Genomic DNA, 26,118 nt, shown 5'->3' with positions numbered 1-26,118 from the left:
CGTCCTAGAGGGTGAAGTTGAAGGCGTTGCTGCCGGCCCCGGTGAGCTGCCCGACGCCGCGCCTGACCGCGTCGCTGACCCCGTCGGAGTAGAACAGCCGGGTGTAGCGGTCGCTGACGTCGGCATGGTCCTCCGTGTACGCGATCCGCCCGTCCTCGACGGTGACGATGCCCATCGCGGCGAGCGCGTCGAAGACCGACTGGAACTGCCGCAGCGGCTCGGAGCCCGCCGGATAGAAGGAGTTGAACCGCGCGACGTCCAGCTCGCGGTGCTTCATGGCGAGCACGAGGTGCCGGCGCAGCGACTCGTCCGCCGAGAGCGGGAAGGCCTTCTCCACCGCCGACCCGCCCGCCTGGATCCGGCGCATGTACTCCCGGAAGGTGAACGCGTTGCTGTACGTGTAGCCGTGCGAATGGCTGTAGGAGCTGGCGCCGAGCCCGAGGACGTAACCGTTGTTGCCCCAGTGGTTGTCCTGGTAGTGGAAGATCCAGTTCTCGCGCGGGAAGAGGTTGCGGGAGTACTGCCAGTAGCCGTTCTCCCGCATCCGGCGCTTGGCGTACCGGAACAGCGCGAGGCTGCGCCGGAAGAGCTTGGCGTGGTCCTCCTCGCGCAACGTGGTGTTGTTGATCGCGCCCTTGCGCACCGAGAGCGTGAAGAGGGTGATCTGGGTGGGCATCGGCTCCAGCGCGGTGACCGCGTCCATGGTCCGCTGCATGTTGTCGAACGCCTCACGCTCGATGCCCGCGATGAGGTCGATGTTGACGTTCGGCACGCCGCTGTCGGCCATGTTGTAGTAGGTGCGCACCACGCTGGACGGCGTGTCGGAGCGGCGCGACTTGCGCAGGATCTCCGGGTCGAGCGACTGCACACCCATGGACAGGCGGTTCGTCCCGTTGGCCGCCATCACCGCGATGCGGTCCTCGGTCGCCGAGTCCGGCGAACACTCGTAGGTGATCTCGCGGCACTCGGAGAGGTCGAAGCGTCGGATGACCCGCTCGAAGAGGAACTCGATCTGTGCCGGGTTGAGCCGGCTGGGTGTGCCCCCACCGATGAACACGGTCTCGATCTTCTTGCTCCGCATCATCGGCAGGTACTGCAGCGCCTCCTTCTCGAGGCAGTGCAGGTAGTCCCAGATCACCTGGGTGTCGTCCTGGACGACGGCCACGCTGTAGTAGCAGAAGCTGCACTTCTGGCGGCAGAACGGGATGTGGATGTAGAGGTTGTGCGAGAAGGTGTCGCTGCCGGCCCAGAGGGTGTCGGGGTCGGAGGCGGTGGCGTCCCGCGGCTCCCAGAGGGAGATCGGCGGATAGGTGAACACCAGCCCCGGTATGTGGTCGTCGGCCTCGATGAGCTGGTCGACGACGTCCGACCGGCCGGCGTCTGCCAGATCGAAGATGAATTCCTCAGCCACTGTCGCTCCTCGAACCTGTCACGGACAGGAAGTTGTCGATGATCAGCTGCCCGGCCGGCGTGCCGATCGACTCCGGATGGAACTGGACTCCGTACACCGGCTGCCTGGCGTGCTCGACGGCCATCACGCACTCGTCGTCGTCGGCACTCGCCACGAGCCGCAGGTCGTCCGGGAGGGTGGCCGCGGTGACCGCCAGGCTGTGGTAGCGCATGGCGGGGAAGCCGCTGGGCACCCCGGCGAAGATCCGGCTGCTGCGGCGCAGCCGGATCGTCGACACGTGGCCGTGCCGCACGCTCGCGAGTCGTGCCGTGCGCGCCCCGTAGAACCGGCCGATGGCCTGGTGTCCGAGACAGACGCCCAGCACCGGGATCCGGCCGGCGTAGTGGGCGAGGGCGGCGAGGCAGACGCCGTAGGAACCGGGATTCTCGACGGAGCCCGGACCGGGCGACAGCACCAGGTGGGTGGGGTGCTGTGCGGCGATCTCGTCGAGCTCCGCGGTGTTGCGCAGGACCGTCGGTCGCGCGCCGGCGACCGCCAGGTACTGCACCAGGTTGTAGGTGAACGAGTCGAAGTTGTCCAGCACGACGACGCGACGGCTCATGCCGGCTTCCTCCGCACGGCCCGGCCCTCGATCTCGAAGCGCAGTTCCGGACGGCAGACGTCCACGGTGTTCAACAGGTACGGCACGGTGAAGCCGCCGTCCGAACAGTGTGCCTCGAAGGCGCTTCTCGCCTCCGCGTCCTTGCAGTAGACGTAGCAGCTCACCACGTCCTCCGGTGCGAGGTCCGCGCCGGCGAGCAGGTCGGTGAAGCTGGCCATCGCGTAGTCCACGGCGGCCCGCACGTCATCCTGCGGCAGGGATACGCCGCGCTTGTCGATGCTGGAGATGCCGGAGACGTGCACCACCTCGCAGCCGTTGCGGTGCGAACGGTTGGCGCGCACGAAGCGTGGGCCGTAGTCGTAGGGCGCGCACTGCAGGTCGGTGCCGAACGGGGTCGCCGCCGGCGCACCGTCCCGCGCGACCGCCTCGGCCATCACGGCCACCGCCTGGCCGGGCGGCAGTCCGGCGCCGATGCCGGTGCTGGCCGGGTAGGTGGTGAGCTTCCACCTGTCGAAGGTGGCGTCCCGCGCCTTGTTCAACTCGGCGTAGGTCTCCTCGATGTCGGCGAGGAAGTACCAGGTGCGGTCGAGGTGGCGGGGCTCCATGCCGGCCCTGGTGAGCGCCGTTTCCAGCCCGTGCAGGGCCGCCATCGACTGCTCGAACGTGGACCCCTCGCGGCTGGGCGCGGCGACGTGCGCCAGCCGCCGGACCTCGGCGCCGTCCTCGTGGGTGCGGACCAGGCGGGTGCCGGGGCCGAGCGCCACGACCTCCACCTCCGCACCGGGCAGCGGGACGATCGCGGTGACCTCGACGCCGGGGCGTCCGGTGGCCGCGTACTGGCGCCCGGCGGTCAGCGGGCGCAGCGGCCGGTCCCCGTCGGGCGCCAGGTCGACGTCACCGAAGACCACGACGCGCAGGCACTCGGCGCCCGGTTCCCTCGTGACCTGTGCGACGACGGCGTCGACATCGGCCTGCGTGATGACATCTCCGGTCGCCGGCCAGCAGGCCTGCACCTCGTCGTACCGGATTCCGCGGACACGTCGAATGACGATGACGCCCTCCCCGTGGTGACTGTCGCGTTCGGCGACAGGGCTGGCCGCCGGAACGAGGAATCTGGCTCTGCGGAACCGGGGGGAACGTCCTTGTGTCCCACGCCGGTCCGACGCCGCGAAGACTCGCTCATCCTGACACGCACGGGCATCGCCGTCCACCCTGATAGGCGTGGACCAGTTAGTCGTTGATCTATGCAAAAGTGATGTGCGCAGCTCAGGGCGGCCAGGTTGGTGCCGGTTGGCTCTCGCCTGAGTGATCGGATCACCCCGTCCGGTGAGCGCGAAAGAACCATAAAAGCCGATATAGCCGCTGTTCTCGGGTGCGCGGGTCGGCGTGCGGTTTGACATCATGGGGCGCGGGACACGTGGCGGGGGCGTCACGGAAATCGTGCGGGAAAGGGAAGTCCGACCATGTGGGAAACGGCCGAGGCGACGTTCCAGGAAATGTTCTGCAGGATGTACGAGGTCGCCGAGCCGGCGGTGCCGCTCAGCAAGATAATCCACTGGCGAGCCGTTACCGCCGACGTCGGAATGCAGGATGACGACTGCAATCTCGGCACGGCTTTCGTGCCGGCCGGACACTTCTACGAGATGCACATCCCGGTGCCCGCCGACGAGCGGCGCCGGGCCGACCGCGAGCGCGCCCGGCGGGCCGGCGCGGACTGGTTGCTCTACCCGCAGATCCGCACCACCGGCGACACCACCGCGCTCGCCGCGGACGGCTTCCTCGACCTGCCCTGGTTCATCGAGGCGCAGTACCGGGTGCGCGCCGGCGTCGACGACGACCTGCGGGCCCACCTGGGCAACTCCCGCTACCGCGACCTGCGTCGGTTGGTGCGCCGCGCGGCCGGCGAGTACGACTACCGCGTCCTCGACGGCGCCGAGGCGGCGGCCGACCCCGCGGCGCTCAAGGACTTCGACCGGTTGCACGCGCTCAACCTGGCCAAGTACGGACACCGCTACAACCACCTGTCGTCCACCGCCCTCGAACTGGTCCTGGACTCGCCGCTGCGCGACCGGATGCGGCTCTTCCTGCGGCAGTCGCGTGCCGACGGCGCGACCGTGCAGGTCGTGCTCTGCTTCCTCGACCCGACCGGGACCGAGCTGACCATCCTCGCTCAGGGCATCGACCCCGCCCTGGTGTCGCCCGGTCAGAACGTCTACCGCGCCGCGTTCTACGAGCTGTACCGCTGGGGCGAGGGGCACGGCGTAAGCGTGTTCAGCCTCGGGCGCGGCAACGAGGTCAAGAAGCTCGACGTCGGGGCGAACACCTACCACCTGCTGGCCAACCACATCGGCGGCGTGTCCGGAGCCGACCCCGCCGTGTTCACGCCGATGCGCGCCGCGCTGCGCGATTTCTTCGACCGGGTGATCGGCGAGCTCGAGTCCGTCGGTGGCCACCGGGTGACCGTGCGGCGATGACGGACCTGATCCAGGAGAGTCCCGCCACCGGGCGGCAACGGATGCCGCGCGCCTTCTGGGCGCTGTGGACCGGCAGCCTGCTGAACCGGCTCGGCTACCTGATCCAACCGTTCCTCGCGCTGTTCCTGTCGGGTCGATGGCACCTGTCACCCGGCACCGTCGGTCTGGTCCTGGCGAGCTTCGGCGCCGGGGCCGTGGTGTCGCAGCCGCTCGGCGGCTGGCTGGCGGACCGGTGGGGCGGGCGGCGCACGCTCGTCGCCGGCCTGCTGGCCACCGCGGCGACGGCGATGACCATTCCCTGGGCCGGCACCCTGCCCACCCTGGTCGGCGCGGTGGTGCTCTACGGCCTCGCCGTCGACCTCTACCGGCCCGCCCTGGCCGCTCTCGTCGTCGCCACGGTCACCGGCGAGCAGCGGGCGCGGGCCTTCGGCCTGATCTTCTGGGCGGTCAACCTGGGCAGCGCGGTCGCGGGGCTGGCCGGCGGCGTCATGGCGGAGCGTGGCTTCGTGCTGCTGTTCGCGGCCGACGCGGCAACGTGCGTGATCTTCGCGCTGGTCGCGGTGCGGCTTCTGCCGCCCGACCGGCGGGCGGGCGCCCGCGACGGCGGCCGGGGTGGCGCGGGCCCGGTTTCCGACGCCCTGTTGTGGGCGGTGACCGGCACGTTCCTCGTCTTCGCGGTGCTGCTCGTGCAGGCGTACGTGACCATGCCCCTGATCATGCTCGACCAGGGGCTGCCGGCAACGGCGTACGGGCTGGTCATCGCGGTGAACCCGATCGTGATCCTGGTGGTGCAGCCGGTGCTCGTCGGGCGGCTGGCCGGCTGGCCGCGGATGCCCGTCTACGCCGGCAGCCTTGCGGTCACGGGGGTGGGCTTCGGGCTGCTCGCCGCCGCGCGGGACGTGCCCGTCTACGTGCTCGCGGTCCTGATCTGGACGGTGGGGGAGATCGGCGTGGCGACGGTCGGGCCGACCCTGGTGACCGAGATCGCGAAGCCGGGGTCCGAGGGGCGCTACAGCGGCCTGTTCGGCATGGCGTACGGGGCTTCCAGCCTGGTCGGGCCGCTCGTCGGCGCCGCGGTGCTGGACGCGGCGGGGCCGACGACGCTCTGGGTGGTCTGCGCCGCGGCCGGCGTCGCGGCGGCTGCCGCGGCCTTCGCTCTGCGGGGCGCGGTGGCCCGGCGGACGGCCGCCGCCCGGCCCGGGTGAGGTCAGCCCGCCGGGCGGGCGATGCGTGCCTCGCGGGGGTTGCGGGCGAGCCGGAGCAGGTCCCGACCGTCGACTTGGAGGGTACGGTCGTTACGGCCGCTGCCACAGTAGACGGGGCCCATGCCGGCTACCGTGACGTCGAAGACGGTGACGACGCCCTCGGCGTCGCTGAGCGGGCTGGCGCCGCCCGGCTCCATGTCGAGCACGTCGAGCGCGGCCGGGTCCGCGGGGCGCAGCCGCGAGCGGGAGGTGCCGACCGCCTCGGCGAGGCCCCGGTAGTCGAGCCGGGCGGGCCCGGGCAGCACCGCCAGCACCAGCCCGTCCCGCGCGCCCTCGAAGGCCAGGGTCTTCACCGATCGCTCCACCGGCAGGTCGAGCCACGTCGTCACGTCGTCAGCGGTGCGGATGGCCCGGTGCACGGTCACCGCATAGGCCGCTCCGGCCCGGTCGAGAATGCGCATCGGGGTGGGCAACGCATCGCGCGACTCTGTCATTCCGCCGACACTACCGGCCCAGGACCGGCGCTCATGACAATGTCCGACGTGGATGGCGTGGTGGGGTGCGCCGCGCCGCGTGGCGCCGTGCCACCGTCCACAGGGATGATCTTGAGAGTTCCATTGACATCACCCCTCGGGCATGAGTTAACTGTTTCACGGCCACAAAGAGTGATCCGCTGAACCCTCGCGGTAACTCGACGCAGCGCTGACACGGGGAGTTAATCGCGCATGAGCCACGCCACTCGGCGGACCAGATCCACCTGTTGACCTGCTGACATCACCCTGCGCCACGCCGTGGCGGCAGGCTGTTTCCGCTGCTCCGTGCGCACGGCCGCCACATCGCGGTGGTGGCATCCGCACGCCCGCAGCCGCCACACATGCCGTTCGCCCGCCCCGGGACCACTGGAGGCTGACTCATGGCTCAATCCTTTCCGCCCTTCGGGGAAATTCTCGCCGAGGCCCAGAAAAGCCTGGACGCGATGCCGATCACCGCGCTCGCCGAGATCGGCATTCTGCAACCGGTGGAGAACTACTATCTGGTCGGCACGTACCCGCCCCTCAAGGCGATGGCGGAGATCACGCCGGCCGAGACCTTCGCCGGCCTGACCCGGAACGCGAATGTCTACCTGCACCTGCCGTTCTGCGAACAGCGCTGCACGTTCTGCCACTTCGCCAAGGAGATCCGGCCGGACTCCCCGCGGGTGGCCCGCTACCTCGCCGCGCTGCACCGCGAGATCGCGCTCGTGACCGGGATGCTCCCGCACCCGGTCAGCGCGGAAACCGTGTACTTCGGCGGCGGCACCCCGTCCTACCTGTCCGCCCCGCAGATCACGGCGCTCTTCGCCCAGCTCCGGCGGCACATCGACCTCCCGGAGACCGCCGAGGTCACCTTCGAGCTGCACCCGTCGGTCATCGACGCCCCCGACTACACCGACCGGCTCGACGCGCTGCGCGACTCCGGCGTGAACCGGTGGGTCTTCGGCGTGCAGTCCATGGACGACCGGGTGCTGCGCAAGCTCAACCGCGGGCACGAGTCGTCCCACGTCTACCGGCTGCTCGACCTGCTGCACGAGCGGGGCCTGGACAACCACTCGGTCGACCTGATCTTCGGTCTGCCGTACCAGACCGAGGAGAACTGGTACACGACGCTGACGAGCCTGATCGAGTACGGCGTCGAGAAGTTCAACATCTTCCCGCTGATGTTCAAGCAGGCCGACCCGATCTCGGCGCACTACCGCAACGAGCCCGGGATCTTCCCCGACCTGCGGCGTCGGCTGCTCATGCACTTCATGACCGAGGCGCTGACCCGCAGACTCGGCTTCCGGCGGGGCCCTCTCTTCTACTACTCGAAGGCGTCCACCCACTCGCGCCAGCAGGAGAACAAGTACGACTCCATCGAGGACACCAACTTGCTGCCGTTCGGGGTCTCCGGCTTCGGCTACGTCGGGAACACGCAGTACTACAACGACTGCACCATGGACGGCTACATGCAGCGCGTGGAGGCGGGCCAACCCTCGGTCTGGCACGGCGTGCACCTGTCGACCGACGAGCGGATGCGCCGCGCGGTCATGTTCAACCTGCGCTCGCGCGGCGTCGGGCGGGAGGACTTCCGCCGCCGCTACGGCGTCGACCCCGCCGAGCACTTCGCCGCGGAGCTGGCGCCCTACCGGGAGCACGGTCTGATCCGGATCGACGACGACGCCATCCGACTGACCGACAACGGTGTGCCGGTGGCCGACAGCATCGCCCTGCGGATGGTGAGCCCGCAGGTCCTGGCCCGGGTCCAGGACGCCAACTCCCGGATCGTCGACCTCAAGCGGGACCCGCTCGACAGGTACGACTTCTCACCACTGGAACGCGATCCCGTCGGCGCCGGAGTGTCCGCCGCCGGCCGCCGCCCACTGCCGCTGACGGTCGAGCACTAGGCCATGGCCACCCCATCCCCGACCGGCGGCGCATCGCTGCGCCGGGACCTCTCCGGACGCCAGCTGAGAATGATCGGCCTCGGCGGCGCGATCGGCACCGGGCTCTTCCTCGGATCCGGACAGGCGATCTCGACCGCCGGCCCGGCGGTCACCATCGCCTACGCGATCGGTGGCGCCGTCGCCGTGACCCTCGCCTACGCGCTCGCCCGCATGATCGCCGCGCATCCCGAGGTGGGCGGATTCGGTGGGATGGCCGAGCGGTACCTGGGCCGGGGCCCCGCCTTCGCCCAGCGCTGGTGGTACTGGATCGCCCAGGTCGTGAACATCGGCGGTGAGGCGCTCGCGGTCGGCATCTACCTGAAGCTGTGGTGGCCGGAGTTGCCCCTGTGGGTGCCCGCGGTGCTGTTCGCGACGCTCGTGCTGGTGGTCAACTCGTTCACGGTCGGCGTGTTCGGCGAGTTCGAGTACTGGTTCGCGATGATCAAGGTGATCGCGATCGTGGTCTTCGTCGGCCTGGGCGCCGTCGCCGTCTTCGTCGGCCTCGGCGGTCGGCCGGCGACCGGGTTGTCGGCCTGGACCGACCATGGCGGCTTCGCGCCGCACGGCATGAGCGGCATCTGGCTCGGCATGGTGCTGGTGACCTTCAGCTACATGGGCACCGAGGCGCTCGCCGTGGCCGCGGGCGAGGCGCGCACCGCCGGCCGGGACGTCGTCTCCGCCACCCGCGGCGTGGTGCTGCGGCTGCTGCTGTTCTACGTCCTCGGCACCGCCGTCGTCGTCTCGATCGTGCCGTGGACCGAGGCGGCGGCGGGCGGCTCGGTCGACGCCAGCCCGTTCGTCCGGCTGTTCGACATCGCCGGGGTGCCGGCCGCGGTGCACGTCATGAACCTCGTGGTGCTGACCGCCGCGCTGTCCGCGATGAACACGAACGTCTACGTCGCCAGCCGCACGCTGTACGGACTGGCCGGCAGCGGCCAGGCCCCGCGGGTGTTCGGCCGGGTCAACAGGCGCGGCGTTCCGCTCCCCGCGCTGCTGGTCTCCGGCGCCGGGCTGCTGTTGGCCGCTCTGCTCGCGGCGGTCGTCCCGGAGCGGGCCTTCCTCGCGCTGGTCGGGCTCTCCCTGTCGGGGGCGGTGCTGACCTGGATCCTCATCCTCGCCACCTACCTCGCCTACCGCCGTGCGGAACGCCCGGCGGACCCCGTGCTGGCCGGGGCCGTGGTGCTGGCCATCGTCGTCCTGGCCGCGGTGCTGGTGATCATGGCGGTCAGCGACACCTTCAGCGTGCCGGTGCTCAGCGGGGCGCCGCTGCTGCTGGCGGTCCTGGTGGCGTACGCGGTCCACGCCCGGCACCGCCGGTCGGTCGGGGTGCCGGAGCCGGACGCCGCCGAGCCCGTCGGGGCACGGTGACCGATGACCGGTCCCGGCCTCGCCACCCCGCCACCACGTGCCGCGTTGGTCTCGCTGCTGGTGGGCGACACCCCCGTGGCCTCCGTGCCGGTGACGGCCGGCGGCCGTGAGGGGATGCTGCGGCTCAAACTCGAGTCGTTCAACCCGTGCGGATCGATCAAGGACCGCACCGCCGTCGCCCTGTTCGACTCCGTCGCCGACCAGCTCGACCCGGTCAGCGGCATCGTCGAGTCCACGTCGGGCAATCTCGGCGTGGCCCTGGCCGCGCTGTCGTCGGCCGCGAACGTGCCGTTCACCGCGGTCGTCGACCCGCGCACCCCGGCCTACGCGGTCCGCCAGCTGCACCGCCTCGGCGCCTCGGTGGTGGTGGCCACCGACGAGGACGGCCGGGGCGGCTACCTGCTCAGCCGACTTGAGACAGTCGAACGGATGCTCACCGAGCGGCCCACCCTGCGCTGGACCAACCAGTACGAGAATCCCGCCAACCCGGGCGCGCACGAGGGCGGCACCGCGCCGGAACTGGCCCGGCAGGTTCCCGCCGACACCGTCGTCCTGGTCGCCGTCTCCACCGGCGGCACCCTGGCCGGGATGCGCAGCTACGCCGCCCGCGCCACGAAGTGGACGGTCGTCGGTGTCGACGTGCCGGGCTCGTACGCGGTCGGGCACACCGAGGGGCCGCGGCTGCTGTCCGGCATCGGCTCCAGCAAACACTCCGGTTTCGTCGCCGCGGGCGACGGTCCGATCGAACGGGTCCGTCCCGCCGACGCGGTCGCCGCCTGTGTCTGGCTGCTGGAGCAGACCGGCATCGGGGTGGGCGCCAGCTCGGGCGCCCTGGTGGCGGCGGCCCTGCGGCTGATCGAGCGGGACCGGCTGAGCGACGTCGTCTGCGTCTGCGCCGACGGCGCCGGCAACTACCTGGACACGGTCTACTCACCGGCCTGGCGGGCGGTGCACGGGCTCGGCGCGGAACCGCCGGCCGCCGCCTGCGGTCCGGTGGAATGGAGTAGCGCGTGACCGCGGAACCGATGCGGGACTGGTTCGACCGCGCGGGCGTGCGGGTGGATCCGCGCCGGGTGCTCACCGACGAGCTGGACGGCGGGAAGGTGCTCTTCCCGGCCCGGCTGATCCCCTACCTCGGCCACCGACTGGTGGACCGCCTGGACGACGAGGCCCGGGCGGCGTTGGTCGCTCGGCACACCTACCACTACTTCGCGTTCACGGCCCACTTCGAGACGAGGGTCGTCAACCGGGCCACGGAGATGCTCGCGAACGGCCGGGCGGACGTGCCGTTGCGCCGGGACGTCCGGTTCGACGCCTACAAGATCTACTGCGACGAGGCGTACCACGCGCTCTACTCGTTCGACGTGGTGCGACAGTTGGAGTCGGCGAGCCGGGTCGCGGCACTGCCGTACGACTTCACCCCGTTCCTGAACCGTCTCGACGGCATCTCGTCCGACGTCATGCCGCGCCGCGGGACGCTGCCGCAACTGTTGCAGGTCGTCGTCTTCGAGACGCTGGTGACCACCCTGCTGGCCGAGCTGCCGAACGACCCCGACCTGGTCGGGCTGGTTCGCGAGACGGTCCGCGACCACGCCCGGGACGAGGGTAGGCACCACGCCTTCTTCGCCCACCTGTTCCGCGAGTTGTGGGCGGGGCTCGACCCGGCCGCACGCCGGGAGACCGCCAGGTGTCTGCCCCGGTTGATCGGCCACAGCCTGCGGCCGGACCTGCGGCCCGCACGGGCCAACCTGGCCGCCGCGGGACTCACCCCCGCGCAGGTCGAAGAGGTGGTACGTGACGTCTACCACCCGGATTCCGTGCGGCGGGGCGCACACGAGCAGGCCGTCCAATCCGTCAAACTGTTCCGCTCCTGCGGTGTGCTCGACCTGCCCGAGGGGCTCGACGCCTTCCACGAGGAGGGACTCCTGTGACCACCTCAGTCGGCCGATGGTTCACGGCCGGACTGCCCGGGCTGCGCGGGCCGGGCGGCGTCGCGGTGCTGTCCCGCGCGGACGTCCTGCGCTGCCTCGACGCGCTCGACGTGGTGGCGCTGGTCCGGCGCACCCTCGCCGACCACGACGCGGGGCGTTGCGTGCTGCCCGGCGAGGCATACCTGCGCTGGGACAACGGCCGGGGCGCGTACACCCGGTCGATCGGGATGCCCGCGGCGGTGCCGGGCGCCTACGGGATGAAGATCATCAACGCCAGCGTCTCGAACCCGGCGGTCGGGCTGGAGCGCGCGGGCGGGGTGGGGCTCTGCTTCGACCCGGAGACCGCCCGGATCACGGCCGTCGTGGAGGTCGGGATCATCAGCGCCGTACGCACCGCCGCCGTCTCCGCCGTCGCCGTCGACCTCACCGGGCACACGGACGCGGAGAGCCTGACCGTGCTCGGCTGCGGAGCGCAGGGCGGCACCCACGCGGCCCTGTTCCTCGAGACCCTTCCGCGCCTGTCCCGGGTCACGCTCCACGACCGCGTCGGCGCCTCCGCCCGCGGCCTCGCGGAACGCCTGCGCCGGCTCCGCCCCGGGCTGGACGTACGCATCGCCGCCGAGGCGGCCCCGGCCGTCGCGGCCGGGCAGGTGATCATCGCCACGACCACGGCGGACGAGGGCTACCTGCGGCCGGAGTGGATTCCCGCCGGCGCCCTGGTCGTCAACGTGTCGCTGGCCGACCTGACCGCCGAGGCGCTGCTCGCCGCCGGCGCCCTCTACGTCGACGACGTCGATCTGGTCGCGGAGAACCCCAGACGCCCGCTCGGCGCACTCATGGCGCACGGCCGGGTGACCCGCCCCGGCTCGGCCACCGGCCGGGCGATCGACGGCACGATCGGCGGCCTGATCACCGGCCGGCACCAGCGCGTACCGACACGTTCCTACGCCGTGGTGAATCCGTTCGGCATGGGCGTGCTCGACGTCGCCCTGATCGAGGAGGTACGCCGCCACGCCGCCGCCGCGGGCCTCGGGTCGACGGTGGACCTCGGATGACCGGGACCCGGCGCAGCCTCATCTCCCTGCGCGATCTCACCGCCGCCCAGCTCACCGGCCTGGTCGAGGCCGCCGTCCGGGTCGCCGACGACCCGGGCGCGGTGCCGCCGACCCTGACCGGCACGGTGGTGGCGACACTCTTCGAACGCACGTCGACCCGGACCCGCACCGCGTTCGGCGTGGCGGCGCTCCGACTCGGCGCGCAGGTGCTCGACTACGGGCCGGCGAGCCTGCAGACGAACACCGGCGAGTCCGCCGAGGACACCGCGCGGATCCTCGGCCTGATGCTCGACGGGGTGGTGATCCGCAGCACCCGCACCGTCGCCGAGCTGGCCCGGATGCGGGACGCCGGAAACCTGCCGCTGATCAACGCGATGGCCCGGGAGGAACACCCCACGCAGGCGGTGTGCGACCTGGCGACGCTGCGACGGCATCGCGGCACCCTGGACGGCATCCGGGTGCTGTACGTCGGCGAGGGCAACAACACCGCCTCCGCGCTGGCGTACGCGCTGGCCCGGATCCCGGGCGCCGAGCTGACCCTCTACACCCCGCCGGGCTACGGCCTCGACGCCGCGAGCCTGGCCGCGGCGGAGAAGGACGCCGTGCCGGGCGCCCGCGTGCGCCAGACCCACGAACGGGACGAACTCCCGGACATCGCCGACTGTGTTTACACCACACGGTGGCAGACCACCGGAACCGTCAAGGAGGATCCGCTGTGGCGCCAGACCTTCCGGCCCTTCCACATCGACGAGGACTTTCTGAGTCGCTGGCCGCGAGCGGTGTTCCTGCACGATCTGCCGGCGCACCGAGGGGAGGAGGTGTCCGCGGCCGTCCTCGACTCGCCGCGGAGCCTGGTGTGGCAGCAGGCGCGGATGAAACTGGACAGCGCGACGGCGGTCCTGCAGACCTTCTGGGGCACCTCAACCACCTGACCGTCGCGGTGAACGCCGGGCCGGCCACCGCCGAGCGGGACGCGGTGCTGTGCCTGCTGGAAGCGGTGGAGGTACTGCTGCCCCTGCTCGGGCCGGCGCCGCGGCGTCCCACCCGCGACGACCTCGACGCCATCGACGGGCAACTGCGCGCCATGCGCATGTCCCTGCGTACCTACCTATGGCAGACCCCGGCCGGCAGACATCGGCCGGCCTTCCGCGAACAGGAGCGATGACGCATGCAACCGGTGACCCTGCTGGTGTACGGCAAGGGCGGGCCCGCGCTGGAATACCTGCTGCCGAGACTCACCAGCCGTGCCGTCGTCGACGTCCTGCTGGTCGGCGAGCCCTTGCCCTGGCAGCGCGAACTCCTGTTCCGCCTGTGCCGACAACTGCGCCACGCCCGGCCCGACGCCCCACTGGCCGACGAGATCGTCGAGCACGCCACCGCCGTACGCGCCGACGCCGTGCTCACCTTCTCCGAGTTCTGCGTCGTGCCCACCGCGGCGGCCTGCCTGCGACTCGGCCTGCCCGGGCCCGGCCCGGGCGCGGCGACCTCCCGCAACAAGCTGCTCATGCGGCGCGCCTGGGAGGCGGCGGGCGTACCGAATCCGGCGTTCCGTCCGGTCGACTCGCTCGACGACCTGGCCGCGGCCTGCGCCGAGCTGGACGGTCCCGTGATCGTCAAGTCGGTCCTCGGCGCGGGTTCGATCGGGCAGGCCACGATCCAGCCCGGCGACGACCCCGAGCCGGTGTGGCGGGAACTCGCGGCGGCCGTCGACGCCGCGCGGGAGTCGGGCATGTCCGAGCACGGCAGCGCCGGCGGACCCCGCTTCCTGGCCGAGGAGGTCATCGACGCGAGCACGGAGGGCTGGTACACCGAGCCCGGCTTCGGCGACTACCTCAGCGTGGAGGGGCTGGTGGCGGGCGGCACCTACCACCCGCTGGCGATCACCGCACGGCTGCCCACGATCCCGGTGTACGTGGAGCTGAGCAACCAGGCGCCGTGTGTGCTGGCGCCGGCGCTGCAACAGCGCATCGCCGACGTCGCCCGCCGTGCCGTCGACGCGCTCGATCTGGACACCTGCGCCACGCACACCGAGTTCAAGCTGATGGCCGACGGCTCGGTGCGGCTCCTGGAGTCGGCGGCCCGCGCCGGCGGTGCGGCCGTCACCCGCGAACTGCTGGAGGTCTACGGCGTCGACCTCATCGCCCTCCAGCACGCCGCCGCGCTCGGCGAGGCGCCCGACGTGCCGGGTCGGCTGCTGCTGCCCGCGGACGCCACCTGCGCCGCCGCGTCCCTCTCGGTCATCGCGTCCGACTCGTCGGGCAAGCCCTGGCCGGTGCTGCCCCCGTTCGATCCCGACCATGTCGACTGGTCGTCCCTGGTGTCGCCCGCCACCACGGTCGAACTGGTGCGCGGTCAGTCTCAGGAGCCGGGCACGCCGATGCCCCGTTACCACCCGAACACCGGCGTGCTCGGCTACGCCGGCCTGCTCTTCCTGCGGACCACCGACCCGCTGACGCTGCGCGACGACGCGCTCCGGATCCTCGACGGCCTCGCCGAGGCGATGGACCGGGCCCGGAGGACGCCCTGACCCGCCCGTACCGCTCCGACGAAGGAAATGGAGTCCGATGTCTCTCGTGCTCGGCCTGAACCTCAGCCACGACCGCTCTGCCTGCCTGGTGCGCGACGGCGAGATCGCCGTTGCCGTCGAAGAGGAGCGCCTGGACCGCATCAAGCACTCCGAGGGGTTCCTCGTGCAGGGACACTTCGAGCGCATCACCAAGACCCTGCCGATGAAGGCGGTCGCCTACTGCCTCGACGCGGTCGGCGCCGGCATCGACGACGTGGACCTGGTGGTCGGCAACCGCCCGCTGGGTGACGGGGCGGTCCGCCGCATCCTGCGCGAGCTGCCCATCAAGGACAAGACCAAGGTCCGCGCGCTGCCGCTGCCCGGCCACCACCGCGCACACGCCGCCGTCGCCTACTACCCCTCCGGGTACGACGAGGCGGCCGTCCTCGTCGTGGACCAGGCCGGCGCCCGGTTCCCGGACAGCACCATCGAGAAGCACACCCTGTTCCGGGGGACCGGCGACCGGTTGGAACCGGTGGCCGCCTGCCGCTACCCGGCCGACTACTCCGACCTGAGCCTCGGCCTGTTCTACGACTTCTTCACCACCAGGTTGGGCTTCGTCACCAGGTACGGCACCCCGGACTTCGGCGTGTTCGGCTGCGGGGGCTATCCGGAGGCGGGCAAGACCATGGGGCTGGCACCCTACGGCCGGCCGCGTCCCGACTGGGGTGACTGGCTCACGTTCGACGGCTTCGACATCCGCTCCGCCCAGAAGGACCTCGAGGACATCTGGCAACGGCTGCTCGCCGAGGAGGGCGCCGGCTACGACCCGGCGGACCCGCTGCGCTGGCAGTCGCCGTTCGCGGAGGACGTCGCCTACCACGTGCAGGCCGAGCTGGAGCGGGCGATGCTGCACCTCGCCGGGGTGGCGCACGAGCTGACCGGCTCGGACCACCTCTGCATGGCCGGCGGCGTCATGCTCAACTCGGTCGCCAACGAGCGGGTGCGCGCCGAGTCACCGTTCCGGGAGGTCTTCATCCCGCCGGCGGCCGGCGACTCGGGTGTCGCGATCGGCGCGGCCCTCCACGGCAGCGTCGAGCTGCTCGGCACCCGGCGTCCCGCGGTGATGCGGACGGCGTCCTTCGGGCGGGCGTACACGCGGGACGAGGTGCTGGACGCGCTGCGCACGGTCGTCGACCACACGGGAGTGGAGCTGACCTGGCGGGAGGCCGGCCCCCGCGACGTCGCCGAGCTGCTCGCCGCGCACCGGGTCGTCGGATGGTTCAGCGGCGGTTCCGAGATCGGCCCGCGGGCGCTCGGCAACCGCAGCATGCTGGCGGACCCGCGGCACCCCGCGATGCGCGACTACCTGAACACCGTGGTCAAGCATCGGGAGCCGTTCCGCCCGTACGCTCCGTCCGCGCTCGTCGAGCACGCGGACAGCTGGTTCGACTTCACCGGCGAGAGCCCGTTCATGCTGCTCGTCCCGCAGGTGAGCGCGGCCCATCGGGAGAGCGTCCCGAGCATCACCCATGTCGACGGCACCGCCCGCCTGCAGACGGTTTCGGCGGCCGACAATCCGGCCTACCACGCGGTGATCTCCGCGTTCCACGAGTTGACCGGGGTGCCGATCGTGCTGAACACGTCGTACAACGACGCCGGCGAGCCGATCGTCGAGACACCGCTGCACGCCCTCTGCACGTTCGTCCGCACCGAACTCGACCACCTCTACCTTGACGGGATCCTGGTGACCAAGTCCGGGCGGGAGCTCGGCGCGTCCCATCCCGCGCGCACGCCGCTCACCGGAGACAACGCCCGGTGACTCTGCTTCCGGACCTCGGTTCCGCGACCCGCCGCGAGCACCACCTGCGGCGGGTCCGCACCGGCTTCGTGCTCAGCCAGGTCTTCTTCGGCCTGGCGACCAGCCTGTTCGACATGTACTACGCGTTGTTCCTCGGGCAGGTGGGCATCTCGCCGGCCGGCGCCGGCCAGGTCTTCTCGGTCGGCTTCACCGTCATGGCGGTGATCGTGCTGCCGCTGAGCGCGTTCACCGACCGGCTCGGCCTCGAACCGATGATGTTGCTCAGCAGCTTCGGCTTCGCCGGCACGATGCTGGCGATCCCGTTCGTCGACAGCCTCTCCGCCCACCTGGTGCTGTTCGGCCTCAACAGTGTCTGCTCCGCGCTGATGCTGGTGAGCGTCAACGCCGTGCTCGCCTCGGCCATCGACGACGAGCAGGCGCGCTTCGCGGTGTTCCGCACCGGCTTCGTCGCCTTCCTCACCGCTTCCGCGGTCGGCAACGTGGCCGGCGTGTTGCTCGCCCGGGTCGGCGACGAGAGCGCCGGCTGGTACCGCTTCGATCTGCTGTGCTCAGCCGTGCTGGCCCTGTTGATCGGGATCTCCCGGACAGCCATGTGGCGTCGCGGCGCCCGGCCGGCCCGCGCGCCCGGCGAGTCCCGCCCGCCGGTCCTGCCGGCGCTGCGCGCCGACGCCGCTCACCTCACCGGCCTGTTCGCCCTGGCCGTCCTCGTCGGTGGCGCCGGCGTCCTCGCCATCCGCTTCATCAACCTGGTGGCCGTCAACTACCTGCACCTGGCCACCGAGTCGCTGGGCTGGCTCCTGGTCGCGGACCGCCTGGCCAGCGTCCTGGGCATCTTCGTCCTGTTCCCCCTGATGAAGCGCGGCGGGGCTCTCCGCGTGGCCGGCCTCGCCATGATCGCGGCGCTGTTCCTCCAGTTCCTGAGCGCCACCGCCGGCACGGCCAGCCTCTTCGTCCTCTGGTATCTGCTGCGCCAGGGGGCCCATTACGCCCAGATGCCGGTCCTTGACAGTTTCGCCAACAGTCGGGCCGCGCACGGCACCCGCGCCTTCGTGAACGGTGTCCAGCGGATGGGCATCTTCACCGGAAGCGCCGTGGCCTCCCTCGCCTACGGCACCCTGATGGCGGCCGGTCGCTACCCGGCCGCCATCGTCCTCTCCGGTGTCCTGTCCCTCCTCGCCGGCGTGTTGTACCTGGTCCAGTCCCGCCACGGGCTTCGCCGTTGACAGCGGATCCGGTCCGCGCCGTGCGTCCGGTGGAGGCCGGTGCCGGCCACCGTGTGCGGTGCGGTGACCCGCCCGGGCCGGCGCCTGCCGACGCCGGAACCCCCGGCCGATCCGCCAGGGGTTCCGGCGCGCCCGGGTCAGGTCAACGGGACCCGGCGGGCGAGGGCGGCGCCGCCGCTCTCGAAGGCGGCCAGGACGGAGGTGGGTGTGCCCCCGGTCACCGGCACCACGACGGTCGTCGCGCGTCCGCGGCGTAGCTGCACCGAGCGCTCACCGAGCGACCGGTCGCCGTCGTAGCTGTGCAGGTACACCGTCCCGGCGCGGTCGGCGCGGACGGTCACCCGCACCCCGCCGGTCACCCGTCGTGGTCCGGTCAGTCGCAGCGCCCGCTCGGGCAGCCGGCCACGGCGGCCGGAGCGACGCCGTCCACCGCCGACTGCGCGATGGTCTGCGCGCTGTGCACGCTGCGCGCGGCGGTGTCCGGGAAGACGGGGGTGCTGGGCTGCCGAGACGCCGGGGTGAGCCCGGGCAGGGTGACGAGACCGTAGCGGTACGGGTCGGCCCGGACGCCGGTGAACGTGGACCAGCCCAGCCGGGACTGGGAGCTGAGGTCCTGGGTGTCCGAGTCGTAGACCAGCACGTTGAAGCCCATCCGGGCCGGGTCGATCGCGTCGGGCAGCACCGCGTACGGAATGCGTGCCTCGATGGTGTAGCCGGTGTACGGCGCGGTGACCTTGCTGACCACGGTCATCCCCGGGGCGGTCGTGGCGCCCGGTCCCTGCCGGTTGTCGGCGTCCCGCTGCCAGCACGGCGGGTCGCCGTTGGCGGGGTCGTCGGTGACCGGGAAGATACCCGCCTTGAACACGGTGGAGGTGTCGCTCGAGTTCCCCTTCGGGTCGACGATGATCTCCACACTGTCGGTACGCCGCTGCCGCTTGCAGTCCTGCGGCACCACCTTCTTACCGAGCACGTCGTCGGTGACCTGGACGAAGACGAGCAGGGAGTCCTCGGTCCAGGCGATCCGCCCCTTGGCCGAGGCATCCTGCTCGGTGGTGGCCGCTCCCTCCCAGATGCGGGACAGGTCCAGTTCCTCGCCGGGGTACTCGCCGGGGCTGGCCACCCCGTCGACGGCGTGGTCCTGCCCGGCGCGCGGCACCACGCTCGTCGGCACGATCTCCAGGGCGCCGGTCTCCACGGTGCTGCCGGTGCCGCTCGTGGTGGTGATGGTGACGCCGTAGTCGCCTCCGTCGCCGCCCTCGTTGGCGGTCGGCAGGCCGGTGTCGCTGTTGGTGACGGTGAAGGTGACCGCTCCGGTGGCGCCCGGTGCGAGGCCGGTGTAGCTCTTGGTCGCCGCGTCCGCGGTGAAGCCGGCCGGCAGGCCGAGGGTGACGGTGCCGCTCTGCGGCTTCCTGCCGTGGTTGCGCAGGTCGATCCGGACGGACCGGCTCTTGCCGGAGCCGATGGTCAGCACCGGCTTGATCAGGGTGTCCAGCTGCGGGTAGCCGCTGTCGCCGGCCCAGGTGCGGAACAGCCCGACCTCGGGCAGCGGCTCCAGGGTGCCGCGCACGTCGGCGACCACCCGGACGGCGCGGTCCGTGCGTCCGGTGCCCTGGCGGGTGGTCAGGGTGCCGCCGAGGAGTTGCTGGGCATTGGTGCCGGCGTCGGCGGGGACGGTCACGGTGAAGGTCGCCGTGCGTTCCTTGCCGGCCGGTACGGCGCCGCGCAGCGCGCCGGAGCCGGTGGCGGTCCAGCCCGCGGGCAGTCGCAGCGCGACCCGGGGCGCGGTCAGCGCCCGGTTCCGGGGCGCCCGCACGTGGGCGGTGACCTTGACGCTCTGCCCGGGGGTGACGTCGAACCGGTCGGTGGTCAGGTGGAACTCGGTGCCGCCGGGCAGGCCGCCGGCCGCCGGGGGCAGCACCGAGCCGCGCAGGATCGCCTCAGGGGAGGTGTCCGACGGGTCGTACGGGACGCGGCTGTCGACCAGGGTGTAGAAGTCGCAGCGGATCTTGGACGGGTCGGTGGGGGCGGCGGCGGTGTTCGCCCAGCCCTGGGTGACGTACTGCCGGCGGGCCTCGACCTCGATCTCGGCCCAGGTCCGGCCGTCGGCGGCGCGAGCGCCCTCCCAGACGCCGAACACCTGGTCGGTCGGGACGGCCGGCACGAAGCTGGAGGCGCACTGCGGCCCGGTGGACGAGGTGCCGGTGCCGCCGGTACGCAGGAGCTTCGCCGCCCGGAACGGCTTGAGTCCTTCCCGGCGGATCTGCTCGGGGAAGGCCTTCGGGTCGGCGGCGGCCTGGAACGCCTCGGCGGCGAACCGGGCGGCCTGCTGGTGGTTGCCGTGGTTGCCGGGCGTGGGGGAGGGGTTCATCGTCATCAGGATCTCGGGCCGGGTCTGCCGGATCACCCGGACGATCTGACCCAGCGTCTCGTCGTGTCCCCAGATCTGTTCCGACAGGGGTGCCGAGGCGGTGTACCAGAAGTCGACGTGGTCGAGGTTGTAGAGGTTCTCCACCCCGGCCTTGCCGATCGCGGTGCGCTCCTCGCGCTCCCGGATGATGCCCAGCGGTGGTCCCTCCTCCAGGCCCACCGCGTTGCCTCCGCCTTCTCCGCGGGTGATCGTGACGACGCCGGCCTTGGCGCCGTAATTCTGCTTCCACTGGCCGAGGGTGGCGAGGCTGCCGGCCTCGTCGTCGGGGTGCGCGCTGACGAAGAGAACATCCAGGTCGACGGCGTTGTGGTTGGGGGTGGCGTGAGCCATGGCCGGTGTCCCGGACAGGGCCAGAGCGAGCGCCGTGGGTAGCAGGAACGCCTTGATGCGCATGTGGATCCTTTCGCGTGACGCGAGGTCCGCGCAGCGGCCGGCGACGTCGGGCGCGGCTGCGCCGACGTCGGGGTCGCGGAGTGGACGGTGGTGAGTGGGGTCGCGGGTGGACGGCGGGTGAGGCGCCGGCGTCGCCGGGTCCGTACACACTGGAAGGCCTTCGTTCGGTGACGCTAAGGACCGACGCGACGGCCCGTCAATGCTTTGGAAGGAGTTTCTTCATTTGCAGAAGAAAACAAGTCGGCGTTCTGCGGGTCTCGGGGTGCGGCGGTGGCACCCGAGCGGTGGACCGTGAGTGCGTGGCGGCTGCAACGTTTCCGCTGCCAGTCGAGCTAGCGTCCGGATGATGGGCCGTTCGGCCACTTGACGATTTAATTCGCTCGCCGTAATAATCGCCCTCATCCCGAGCGCACTGTTGCCCCCGCCGGTGGCGATCCTCTACGGTCTGCTCAAGCGGTGGGCGGTGCGGTCCGCATCCGACCGACACCGCCGGGTGCCCGTCGCGCGGGCCGGGACGGTGGAGTCCCGGGCCACTCCGTCGACGGTCGTCGCGGCGGTCGTGTGACTCCAGCTCGTCCTCCGGGTGGTGCTGCCCGGCGCGGCTCCGCGCGGAGCCGACAGCGAGCGGGCCACGCCGATCCCCACCGGAGAATCCCGTGTTCCTCAGCCCGCACGAGCAGGACCGCCTGCTCGTCCACGTCGCGGCCGACGTCGCTCGCCGCCGCCGCGAGCGCGGCCTGCGACTCAACTATCCCGAAGCCGTCGCGATCATCACCGCCTTCCTGCTCGAAGGGGCCCGCGACGGACGGTCGGTGGTCGACCTCACGTCGGCCGGCCGGACGGTGCTCGGCCGCGAGGACGTGCAGGACGGCATCCCCGAGTTGCTGAGGGAGGTGCAGGTGGAGGCGACGTTCCCGGACGGTACCAAGCTCGTGACGGTGCACCACCCGATCCCGTGATCCCCGGGGAGATCCTGCCGGCGGCCGGCCCGGTCGAGATCAACGTGGGTCGGCCGGTGACCACCCTGGTCGTGGTCAACACCGCCGACCGTCCGGTGCAGGTCGGCTCGCACTACCACTTCGCCGAGGCCAACCCGGCCCTGATGTTCGACCGGGCGGTCGCCTGGGGCCAGCGTCTCGCCGTTCCGGCGGGTACCTCGGTCCGGTTCGAGCCGGGCGTGAGCCGCACCGTCGAGCTGGTCCCGTTCGGCGGCGCACGCGTCGTGCCCGGGCTGCGCGGCGAGTGCGCCGGGCCGCTCGACGTAGCCGCACCGACCGCGCCCGGAACGGACGCGCCGGCAAGCGGGGCGCCGGCGGGCGACGGGCCGGCGCGGTGAGCGCCGTGCGGCGGGACCGCTACATCGACCTGTACGGGCCGACCACCGGCGACCGTGTCCGGCTGGCCGACACGAGCCTGCTGATCGAGGTGGAGACCGACCACTGCGTGGGCGGCGACGAGGCGGTCTTCGGCGGCGGGAAGGTGATCCGCGAGTCGATGGGCCAGTCCCGGGCGACCCGCGCCGAGGGCGCCCTCGACACCGTCATCACCGGCGCGGTGGTGCTCGACCACTGGGGCGTGGTCAAGGCCGACGTGGGTCTGCGCGACGGGCGGATCGTCGCCCTGGGCCGGGCCGGCAACCCGGACACCATGCCCGGCGTCCACCCCGAGCTGGTCATCGGCCCGGCCACCGAGGTCATCGCCGGGAACGGCCGGATCCTCACCGCCGGCGCCGTCGACACCCACGTGCACTTCATCTGCCCGCAGATCGTCACCGAGGCCCTGGCCAGCGGCATCACCACACTCGTCGGCGGCGGCACCGGCCCCGCCGAGGGCACCCGGGCCACGACTGTCACCCCGAACGCCTGGCACCTGGCCCGCATGCACGAGGCGCTGGACACGCTGCCGGTCAACGTGCTGCTGCTCGGCAAGGGCAACACCGTCTCGCCGGAGGCGCTGTGGGAGCAGTTGCGCGCCGGCGCGGGCGGTTTCAAGCTGCACGAGGACTGGGGCACCACCCCGGCGGCGATCGACGCCTGCCTGCGGGTGGCGGACGCCTCCGGGGTGCAGGTGTCCATCCACACCGACACCCTCAACGAGGCCGGTTTCGTGGCCGACACGCTGCGGGCGATCGCCGGTCGGGCCATCCACTCGTACCACACCGAGGGCGCCGGGGGCGGGCACGCGCCGGACATCATCACGGTGGCCGGCGAACCCAACGTGCTGCCGTCGTCGACCAACCCGACCCGGCCGTACACCGCCAACACCCTCGCCGAGCACCTGGACATGCTGATGGTCTGCCACCATCTCAACCCGTCCGTGCCGGAGGACCTGGCCTTCGCCGAGAGCCGCATCCGACCGTCCACCATGGCCGCCGAGGACCTGCTGCACGACCTCGGCGCGATCTCCATCATCGGCTCCGACGCCCAGGCGATGGGCCGGGTCGGTGAGGTGATCCTGCGCACCTGGCAGAGCGCGCACGTGATGAAGGAGCGGGTCGGCGCGCTACCCGGCGACGGCGCGGCCGACAACCACCGGGCCCGCCGGTACGTGGCGAAGTACACCATCTGCGCGGCGATGGCGAACGGGCTGGACGCCGAGATCGGCTCGGTCGAGCCGGGCAAGCTGGCCGACCTGGTGCTGTGGGATCCGGCGTTCTTCGGCGTACGACCGCACCTGGTGCTCAAGGGCGGCATGATCGCGTACGCCCAGATGGGTGACGCGAACGCGTCCATCCCGACGCCGCAGCCGATGCTGCCGCGCCCGATGTTCGGGGCGTACGGCGCCGCGGCGGCGGCCACCAGCCTGGCGTTCGTCGCGCCGGCCGCGCTCGACGCCGGGCTGCGCCTGGACGTGCGGCGACGGGTGGTGCCCGTCGCGGACGTGCGCTCGCGGGGCAAGGCCGACCTGCCGGAGAACGACGCGATGCCCCGGATCGAGGTGGACCCGGACACCTTCACCGTGCGGATCGACGGTCAGGTGGTGGAGCCGGATCCGGTGCCACGCCTGCCGATGGCCCAGCGGTACTTCCTGTTCTGATGGCGACGTCGAGCCTGCTCCTGCTGCTGGCCGACGGTCGTTTCCCGGCCGGCGCGCACGCCCACTCCAACGGCCTGGAGGCGGCCGTCGCCGCCGGCCGGGTCACCGACCTGGCCTCGTTGGAGGCGTTCCTGGCCGGCCGGCTGGCCACCGCCGGGCTGGTCGGCGCGGCGTTCGCGGCGGCGGCGCACCGGGCGGTGACCTCGGCCGGCTCCGCCGACCGCGGGACCACGCTGGCGTTGCTCGACGCGGAGCTGGACGCCCGGACGGCGGCGCCGGCGCTGCGCGCGGTGTCCCGTCGCCAGGGCCGGGCCCTGCTGCGCGCGGGCCGGGCCATCTGGCCGGCGGCGTCCTTCGACGACCTGCCCGCCACACCTGGCGGAGCACACCAGCCGTTGGTGCTCGGGCTGCTCTGCGCCGCCGCCGGCCTGAGCCGCGCCGAGACCGCCACGGTCGCCGTCCACGGGACGGTGACCGGTGCGGCAAGTGCGGGCGTACGCCTGCTCGGCCTCGACCCGTACCGGGTCCAGGCCCTGCTCGTCGGTCTCGCCGACCGATGCGACGGCACCGCCGCCGAGGCGGCCCGGGCCGCCGACGACCCACCCGAGCGGCTGCCCGCGGCAGCCGCGCCCCTCGCCGACATCCACGCCGAAGCTCATGCCACCTGGGAGGTGCGTCTCTTTGCGTCCTGACACCGTTGGGCCGACCGCCGCGTCCACTGCCGAGAAGAATCCCGCCCCGCACGACGAGACCGTTCCGCACACCCACCCCGAACCGGGGGTGGACCCGCATCCGCCGCTGGCACTCCCCGGCCGGGCGCTGCGCGTCGGCATCGGCGGGCCGGTCGGGTCCGGCAAGACCGCCCTGGTGGCGGCCCTGTGCCGGGCCTTCGCCGGCGAGCTGCGACTCGGCGTGGTCACCAACGACATCTACACGACCGAGGACGCCGACTTCCTCAAGCGGGCCGGCGTGCTGGACCCGACCCGGATCCGCGCCGTGGAGACCGGTTGCTGCCCGCACACCGCCATCCGGGACGACATCGGGGCCAACCTCGACGCCGTGGACGAGTTGGCGGAGGCGGTCGGCCCGCTGGACCTGGTGCTGATCGAGAGCGGCGGGGACAACCTGACCGCCACGTTCAGTCGGGGCCTGGTGGACCGGCAGATCTTCGTGGTCGACGTGGCCGGCGGGGACAAGGTGCCGCGCAAGGGCGGACCCGGGGTGACGTCCGCCGACCTGCTCGTGATCAACAAGACCGACCTGGCCCCGATGGTGGGCGCGGACCTGGCCGTCATGGACCGGGACGCGCGGGCCCGGCGCGGCGACCTGCCGACCGTGTTCCTGTCGATCGTCGGCGACCAGACCGCGGGGCGGGTCGCCGACTGGATCCGCCACGAACTGGCCCACCACGCGGCCCGGCACCCGATCGCCGCGCGGGTCGGCCCGACCTGATGCGCGCGTACGCCCGGCTGATGGCCCGGGCCGACGGCCGGGGCGGTACGGTCCTCGCCGAGCTGCGCGGTGAGACGCCGCTGCTGCTGCGACAGACCCCCAGCAGCGGTCGGGTCGTGACCGTGTACGTCGTCGGCGGGGCGGCCGGCCCGCTCGCCGGCGACGACCTGCGGCTGGAGATCGAGGTGGGACCGGGGGCGGCGGTGCGGGTACACAGCGTCGCCGCCTCGGTCGCCCTGCCCGGCCGCCCCGACGCGGTGTCGCGGATGGCGGTCCGCGCCGTGGTGCACGACGGCGGCGCGCTGCACTGGCTGCCGGAGCAACTGGTCGCGGCGGCCGGCTGCGCCCACCTCGCCGAGTCCCGGGTCGAGCTGGCCGCCGGGGCGAGGCTGACCTGGCGCGACGAGGTGATCTGCGGCCGGTACGGCGAGGCGCCCGGCGGCGCGGTCGTGCACACCCGGGTCGACTACGACGGCCGCCCGCTGCTGCGCCAGTCGTTGGCCGTGGGACCGGGCGCGCCCGGCTGGGCCGGTCCCGCGGTGCTCGGCGGCGCTTCGGCCACGGGGTCGTTGCTGGTGGTGGACCCGTCGCTGCCCCACGAGCGCGCGACGGTCGAGGGCACCCTCGCCCGGCTGCCCCTGGCCGGTGGTCCGGCGACACTGTGGACCGCGACCGCGCCCGACGCGCACACGTTGCGCGCCCAGCTCGACGTGGCGGTCGCGCCGCTGCGCGCCGAGGTGGGGTGAGGCGGG

General features: G+C 72.2%; 24 protein-coding genes. 18 read left to right on the top strand and 6 right to left on the bottom strand.

What is annotated here, in order from left to right; all coding sequences use genetic code 11:
• Positions 1-4 precede the first annotated feature (4 nt).
• Genes O7613_RS14540 through O7613_RS14530 form a run of 3 tightly spaced genes read right to left on the bottom strand, consistent with a single transcriptional unit; the run spans position 5 to position 3,025 of the window.
• Positions 5-1,411: a coproporphyrinogen-III oxidase family protein gene (locus O7613_RS14540; RefSeq protein ID WP_281587864.1), complete on the bottom strand. Its 1,407-nt coding sequence runs from the start codon at positions 1,409-1,411 to the stop codon at positions 5-7.
• Positions 1,404-2,012: an aminodeoxychorismate/anthranilate synthase component II gene (locus tag O7613_RS14535; RefSeq protein ID WP_281587865.1), complete on the bottom strand. Its 609-nt coding sequence runs from the start codon at positions 2,010-2,012 to the stop codon at positions 1,404-1,406. Before O7613_RS14535 ends, O7613_RS14540 begins: the two co-directional genes overlap by 8 nt.
• Complete coding sequence (locus O7613_RS14530) at positions 2,009-3,025, bottom strand: hypothetical protein (RefSeq protein WP_282294426.1); 1,017 nt, start codon at positions 3,023-3,025, stop codon at positions 2,009-2,011. Before O7613_RS14530 ends, O7613_RS14535 begins: the two co-directional genes overlap by 4 nt.
• A 483-nt stretch (positions 3,026-3,508) precedes the next feature.
• Between O7613_RS14530 and O7613_RS14525 the strand changes: the two genes are divergently transcribed.
• Both O7613_RS14525 and O7613_RS14520 read left to right on the top strand, forming a co-directional pair.
• Positions 3,509-4,486 carry a GNAT family N-acetyltransferase gene (locus O7613_RS14525; RefSeq protein ID WP_282294424.1) on the top strand — a complete coding sequence of 326 codons (978 nt, stop codon included), beginning with the start codon at positions 3,509-3,511 and terminating at the stop codon, positions 4,484-4,486.
• Entirely contained in the window at positions 4,483-5,691 is a 1,209-nt protein-coding gene (locus O7613_RS14520; protein ID WP_282294422.1) for an MFS transporter, read from the top strand. Before O7613_RS14525 ends, O7613_RS14520 begins: the two co-directional genes overlap by 4 nt.
• Before the next feature lie 2 nt (positions 5,692-5,693).
• On the opposite strand, the gene O7613_RS14515 is transcribed toward O7613_RS14520, so the two are convergent.
• Positions 5,694-6,185 (bottom strand): YbaK/EbsC family protein, encoded by a 492-nt coding sequence (locus O7613_RS14515; protein ID WP_281587869.1) that lies wholly within the window; start codon positions 6,183-6,185, stop codon positions 5,694-5,696.
• Between the two features lie 419 nt (positions 6,186-6,604).
• Here O7613_RS14515 and O7613_RS14510 point away from each other — a divergent pair, with 419 nt between their 5' ends.
• The 10 genes from O7613_RS14510 to O7613_RS14465 are packed head-to-tail and all read left to right on the top strand — an operon-like array spanning position 6,605 to position 18,057.
• Positions 6,605-8,113: a coproporphyrinogen-III oxidase family protein gene (locus O7613_RS14510; RefSeq protein ID WP_281587870.1), complete on the top strand. Its 1,509-nt coding sequence runs from the start codon at positions 6,605-6,607 to the stop codon at positions 8,111-8,113.
• Positions 8,114-8,116: 3 nt separating this feature from the next.
• The gene (locus O7613_RS14505; protein WP_282294421.1) at positions 8,117-9,520 is read left to right on the top strand and encodes an amino acid permease; all 1,404 of its coding nucleotides are present in this window, start codon (positions 8,117-8,119) and stop codon (positions 9,518-9,520) included.
• 3 nt (positions 9,521-9,523) lie between these two features.
• Positions 9,524-10,534, top strand: a complete 1,011-nt coding sequence (locus O7613_RS14500; protein WP_282294420.1) for a pyridoxal-phosphate dependent enzyme — start codon at positions 9,524-9,526, stop codon at positions 10,532-10,534.
• The gene (locus tag O7613_RS14495) at positions 10,531-11,451 is read left to right on the top strand and encodes a diiron oxygenase (RefSeq protein ID WP_282294419.1); all 921 of its coding nucleotides are present in this window, start codon (positions 10,531-10,533) and stop codon (positions 11,449-11,451) included. The genes O7613_RS14500 and O7613_RS14495 overlap by 4 nt, the downstream gene beginning before the upstream one ends.
• Positions 11,448-12,506 carry a hypothetical protein gene (locus tag O7613_RS14490; RefSeq protein WP_282294417.1) on the top strand — a complete coding sequence of 353 codons (1,059 nt, stop codon included), beginning with the start codon at positions 11,448-11,450 and terminating at the stop codon, positions 12,504-12,506. The genes O7613_RS14495 and O7613_RS14490 overlap by 4 nt, the downstream gene beginning before the upstream one ends.
• The gene (locus tag O7613_RS14485; protein WP_282294415.1) at positions 12,503-13,438 is read left to right on the top strand and encodes an ornithine carbamoyltransferase; all 936 of its coding nucleotides are present in this window, start codon (positions 12,503-12,505) and stop codon (positions 13,436-13,438) included. Before O7613_RS14490 ends, O7613_RS14485 begins: the two co-directional genes overlap by 4 nt.
• A gap of 8 nt (positions 13,439-13,446) precedes the next feature.
• Positions 13,447-13,671 carry a hypothetical protein gene (locus O7613_RS14480; RefSeq protein ID WP_281587876.1) on the top strand — a complete coding sequence of 75 codons (225 nt, stop codon included), beginning with the start codon at positions 13,447-13,449 and terminating at the stop codon, positions 13,669-13,671.
• A gap of 3 nt (positions 13,672-13,674) precedes the next feature.
• Entirely contained in the window at positions 13,675-15,033 is a 1,359-nt protein-coding gene (locus O7613_RS14475; protein WP_282294413.1) for a hypothetical protein, read from the top strand.
• A gap of 37 nt (positions 15,034-15,070) precedes the next feature.
• Positions 15,071-16,834 (top strand): carbamoyltransferase C-terminal domain-containing protein, encoded by a 1,764-nt coding sequence (locus O7613_RS14470; RefSeq protein WP_282294412.1) that lies wholly within the window; start codon positions 15,071-15,073, stop codon positions 16,832-16,834.
• The gene (locus tag O7613_RS14465; RefSeq protein ID WP_281587880.1) at positions 16,831-18,057 is read left to right on the top strand and encodes an MFS transporter; all 1,227 of its coding nucleotides are present in this window, start codon (positions 16,831-16,833) and stop codon (positions 18,055-18,057) included. Before O7613_RS14470 ends, O7613_RS14465 begins: the two co-directional genes overlap by 4 nt.
• A 137-nt stretch (positions 18,058-18,194) precedes the next feature.
• Here O7613_RS14465 and O7613_RS14460 read toward each other — a convergent pair whose 3' ends face one another.
• Both O7613_RS14460 and O7613_RS14455 read right to left on the bottom strand, forming a co-directional pair.
• Positions 18,195-18,416: a hypothetical protein gene (locus tag O7613_RS14460; protein ID WP_282294411.1), complete on the bottom strand. Its 222-nt coding sequence runs from the start codon at positions 18,414-18,416 to the stop codon at positions 18,195-18,197.
• 14 nt (positions 18,417-18,430) lie between these two features.
• Positions 18,431-20,878 carry a sugar-binding protein gene (locus O7613_RS14455; protein WP_282294410.1) on the bottom strand — a complete coding sequence of 816 codons (2,448 nt, stop codon included), beginning with the start codon at positions 20,876-20,878 and terminating at the stop codon, positions 18,431-18,433.
• 656 nt (positions 20,879-21,534) lie between these two features.
• Between O7613_RS14455 and O7613_RS14450 the strand changes: the two genes are divergently transcribed.
• The 6 genes from O7613_RS14450 to O7613_RS14425 are packed head-to-tail and all read left to right on the top strand — an operon-like array spanning position 21,535 to position 26,112.
• Positions 21,535-21,837, top strand: coding sequence for an urease subunit gamma (locus tag O7613_RS14450; protein WP_281587883.1), 303 nt, complete (start codon positions 21,535-21,537; stop codon positions 21,835-21,837).
• On the top strand, positions 21,834-22,214 hold the full coding sequence (locus O7613_RS14445) for an urease subunit beta (protein WP_281587885.1): 381 nt from the start codon (positions 21,834-21,836) through the stop codon (positions 22,212-22,214). Before O7613_RS14450 ends, O7613_RS14445 begins: the two co-directional genes overlap by 4 nt.
• Positions 22,211-23,914, top strand: coding sequence for an urease subunit alpha (locus tag O7613_RS14440; RefSeq protein WP_281587887.1), 1,704 nt, complete (start codon positions 22,211-22,213; stop codon positions 23,912-23,914). Before O7613_RS14445 ends, O7613_RS14440 begins: the two co-directional genes overlap by 4 nt.
• On the top strand, positions 23,914-24,606 hold the full coding sequence (locus O7613_RS14435) for an urease accessory UreF family protein (RefSeq protein ID WP_282294406.1): 693 nt from the start codon (positions 23,914-23,916) through the stop codon (positions 24,604-24,606). Before O7613_RS14440 ends, O7613_RS14435 begins: the two co-directional genes overlap by 1 nt.
• A complete protein-coding gene (gene ureG / locus O7613_RS14430) occupies positions 24,596-25,366 on the top strand; it encodes an urease accessory protein UreG (protein ID WP_348775408.1) in 771 nt (256 codons plus the stop codon). Before O7613_RS14435 ends, ureG begins: the two co-directional genes overlap by 11 nt.
• The gene (locus O7613_RS14425; protein WP_282294405.1) at positions 25,366-26,112 is read left to right on the top strand and encodes an urease accessory protein UreD; all 747 of its coding nucleotides are present in this window, start codon (positions 25,366-25,368) and stop codon (positions 26,110-26,112) included. Before ureG ends, O7613_RS14425 begins: the two co-directional genes overlap by 1 nt.
• The last annotated feature ends 6 nt before the right edge of the window (positions 26,113-26,118 follow it).

Origin of the sequence: Micromonospora sp. WMMD975 (assembly GCF_029581215.1) — a bacterium.
In the GTDB taxonomy this organism is placed as follows: domain Bacteria; phylum Actinomycetota; class Actinomycetes; order Mycobacteriales; family Micromonosporaceae; genus Micromonospora.
This window is presented reverse-complemented; position numbering and strand designations above follow the sequence as displayed.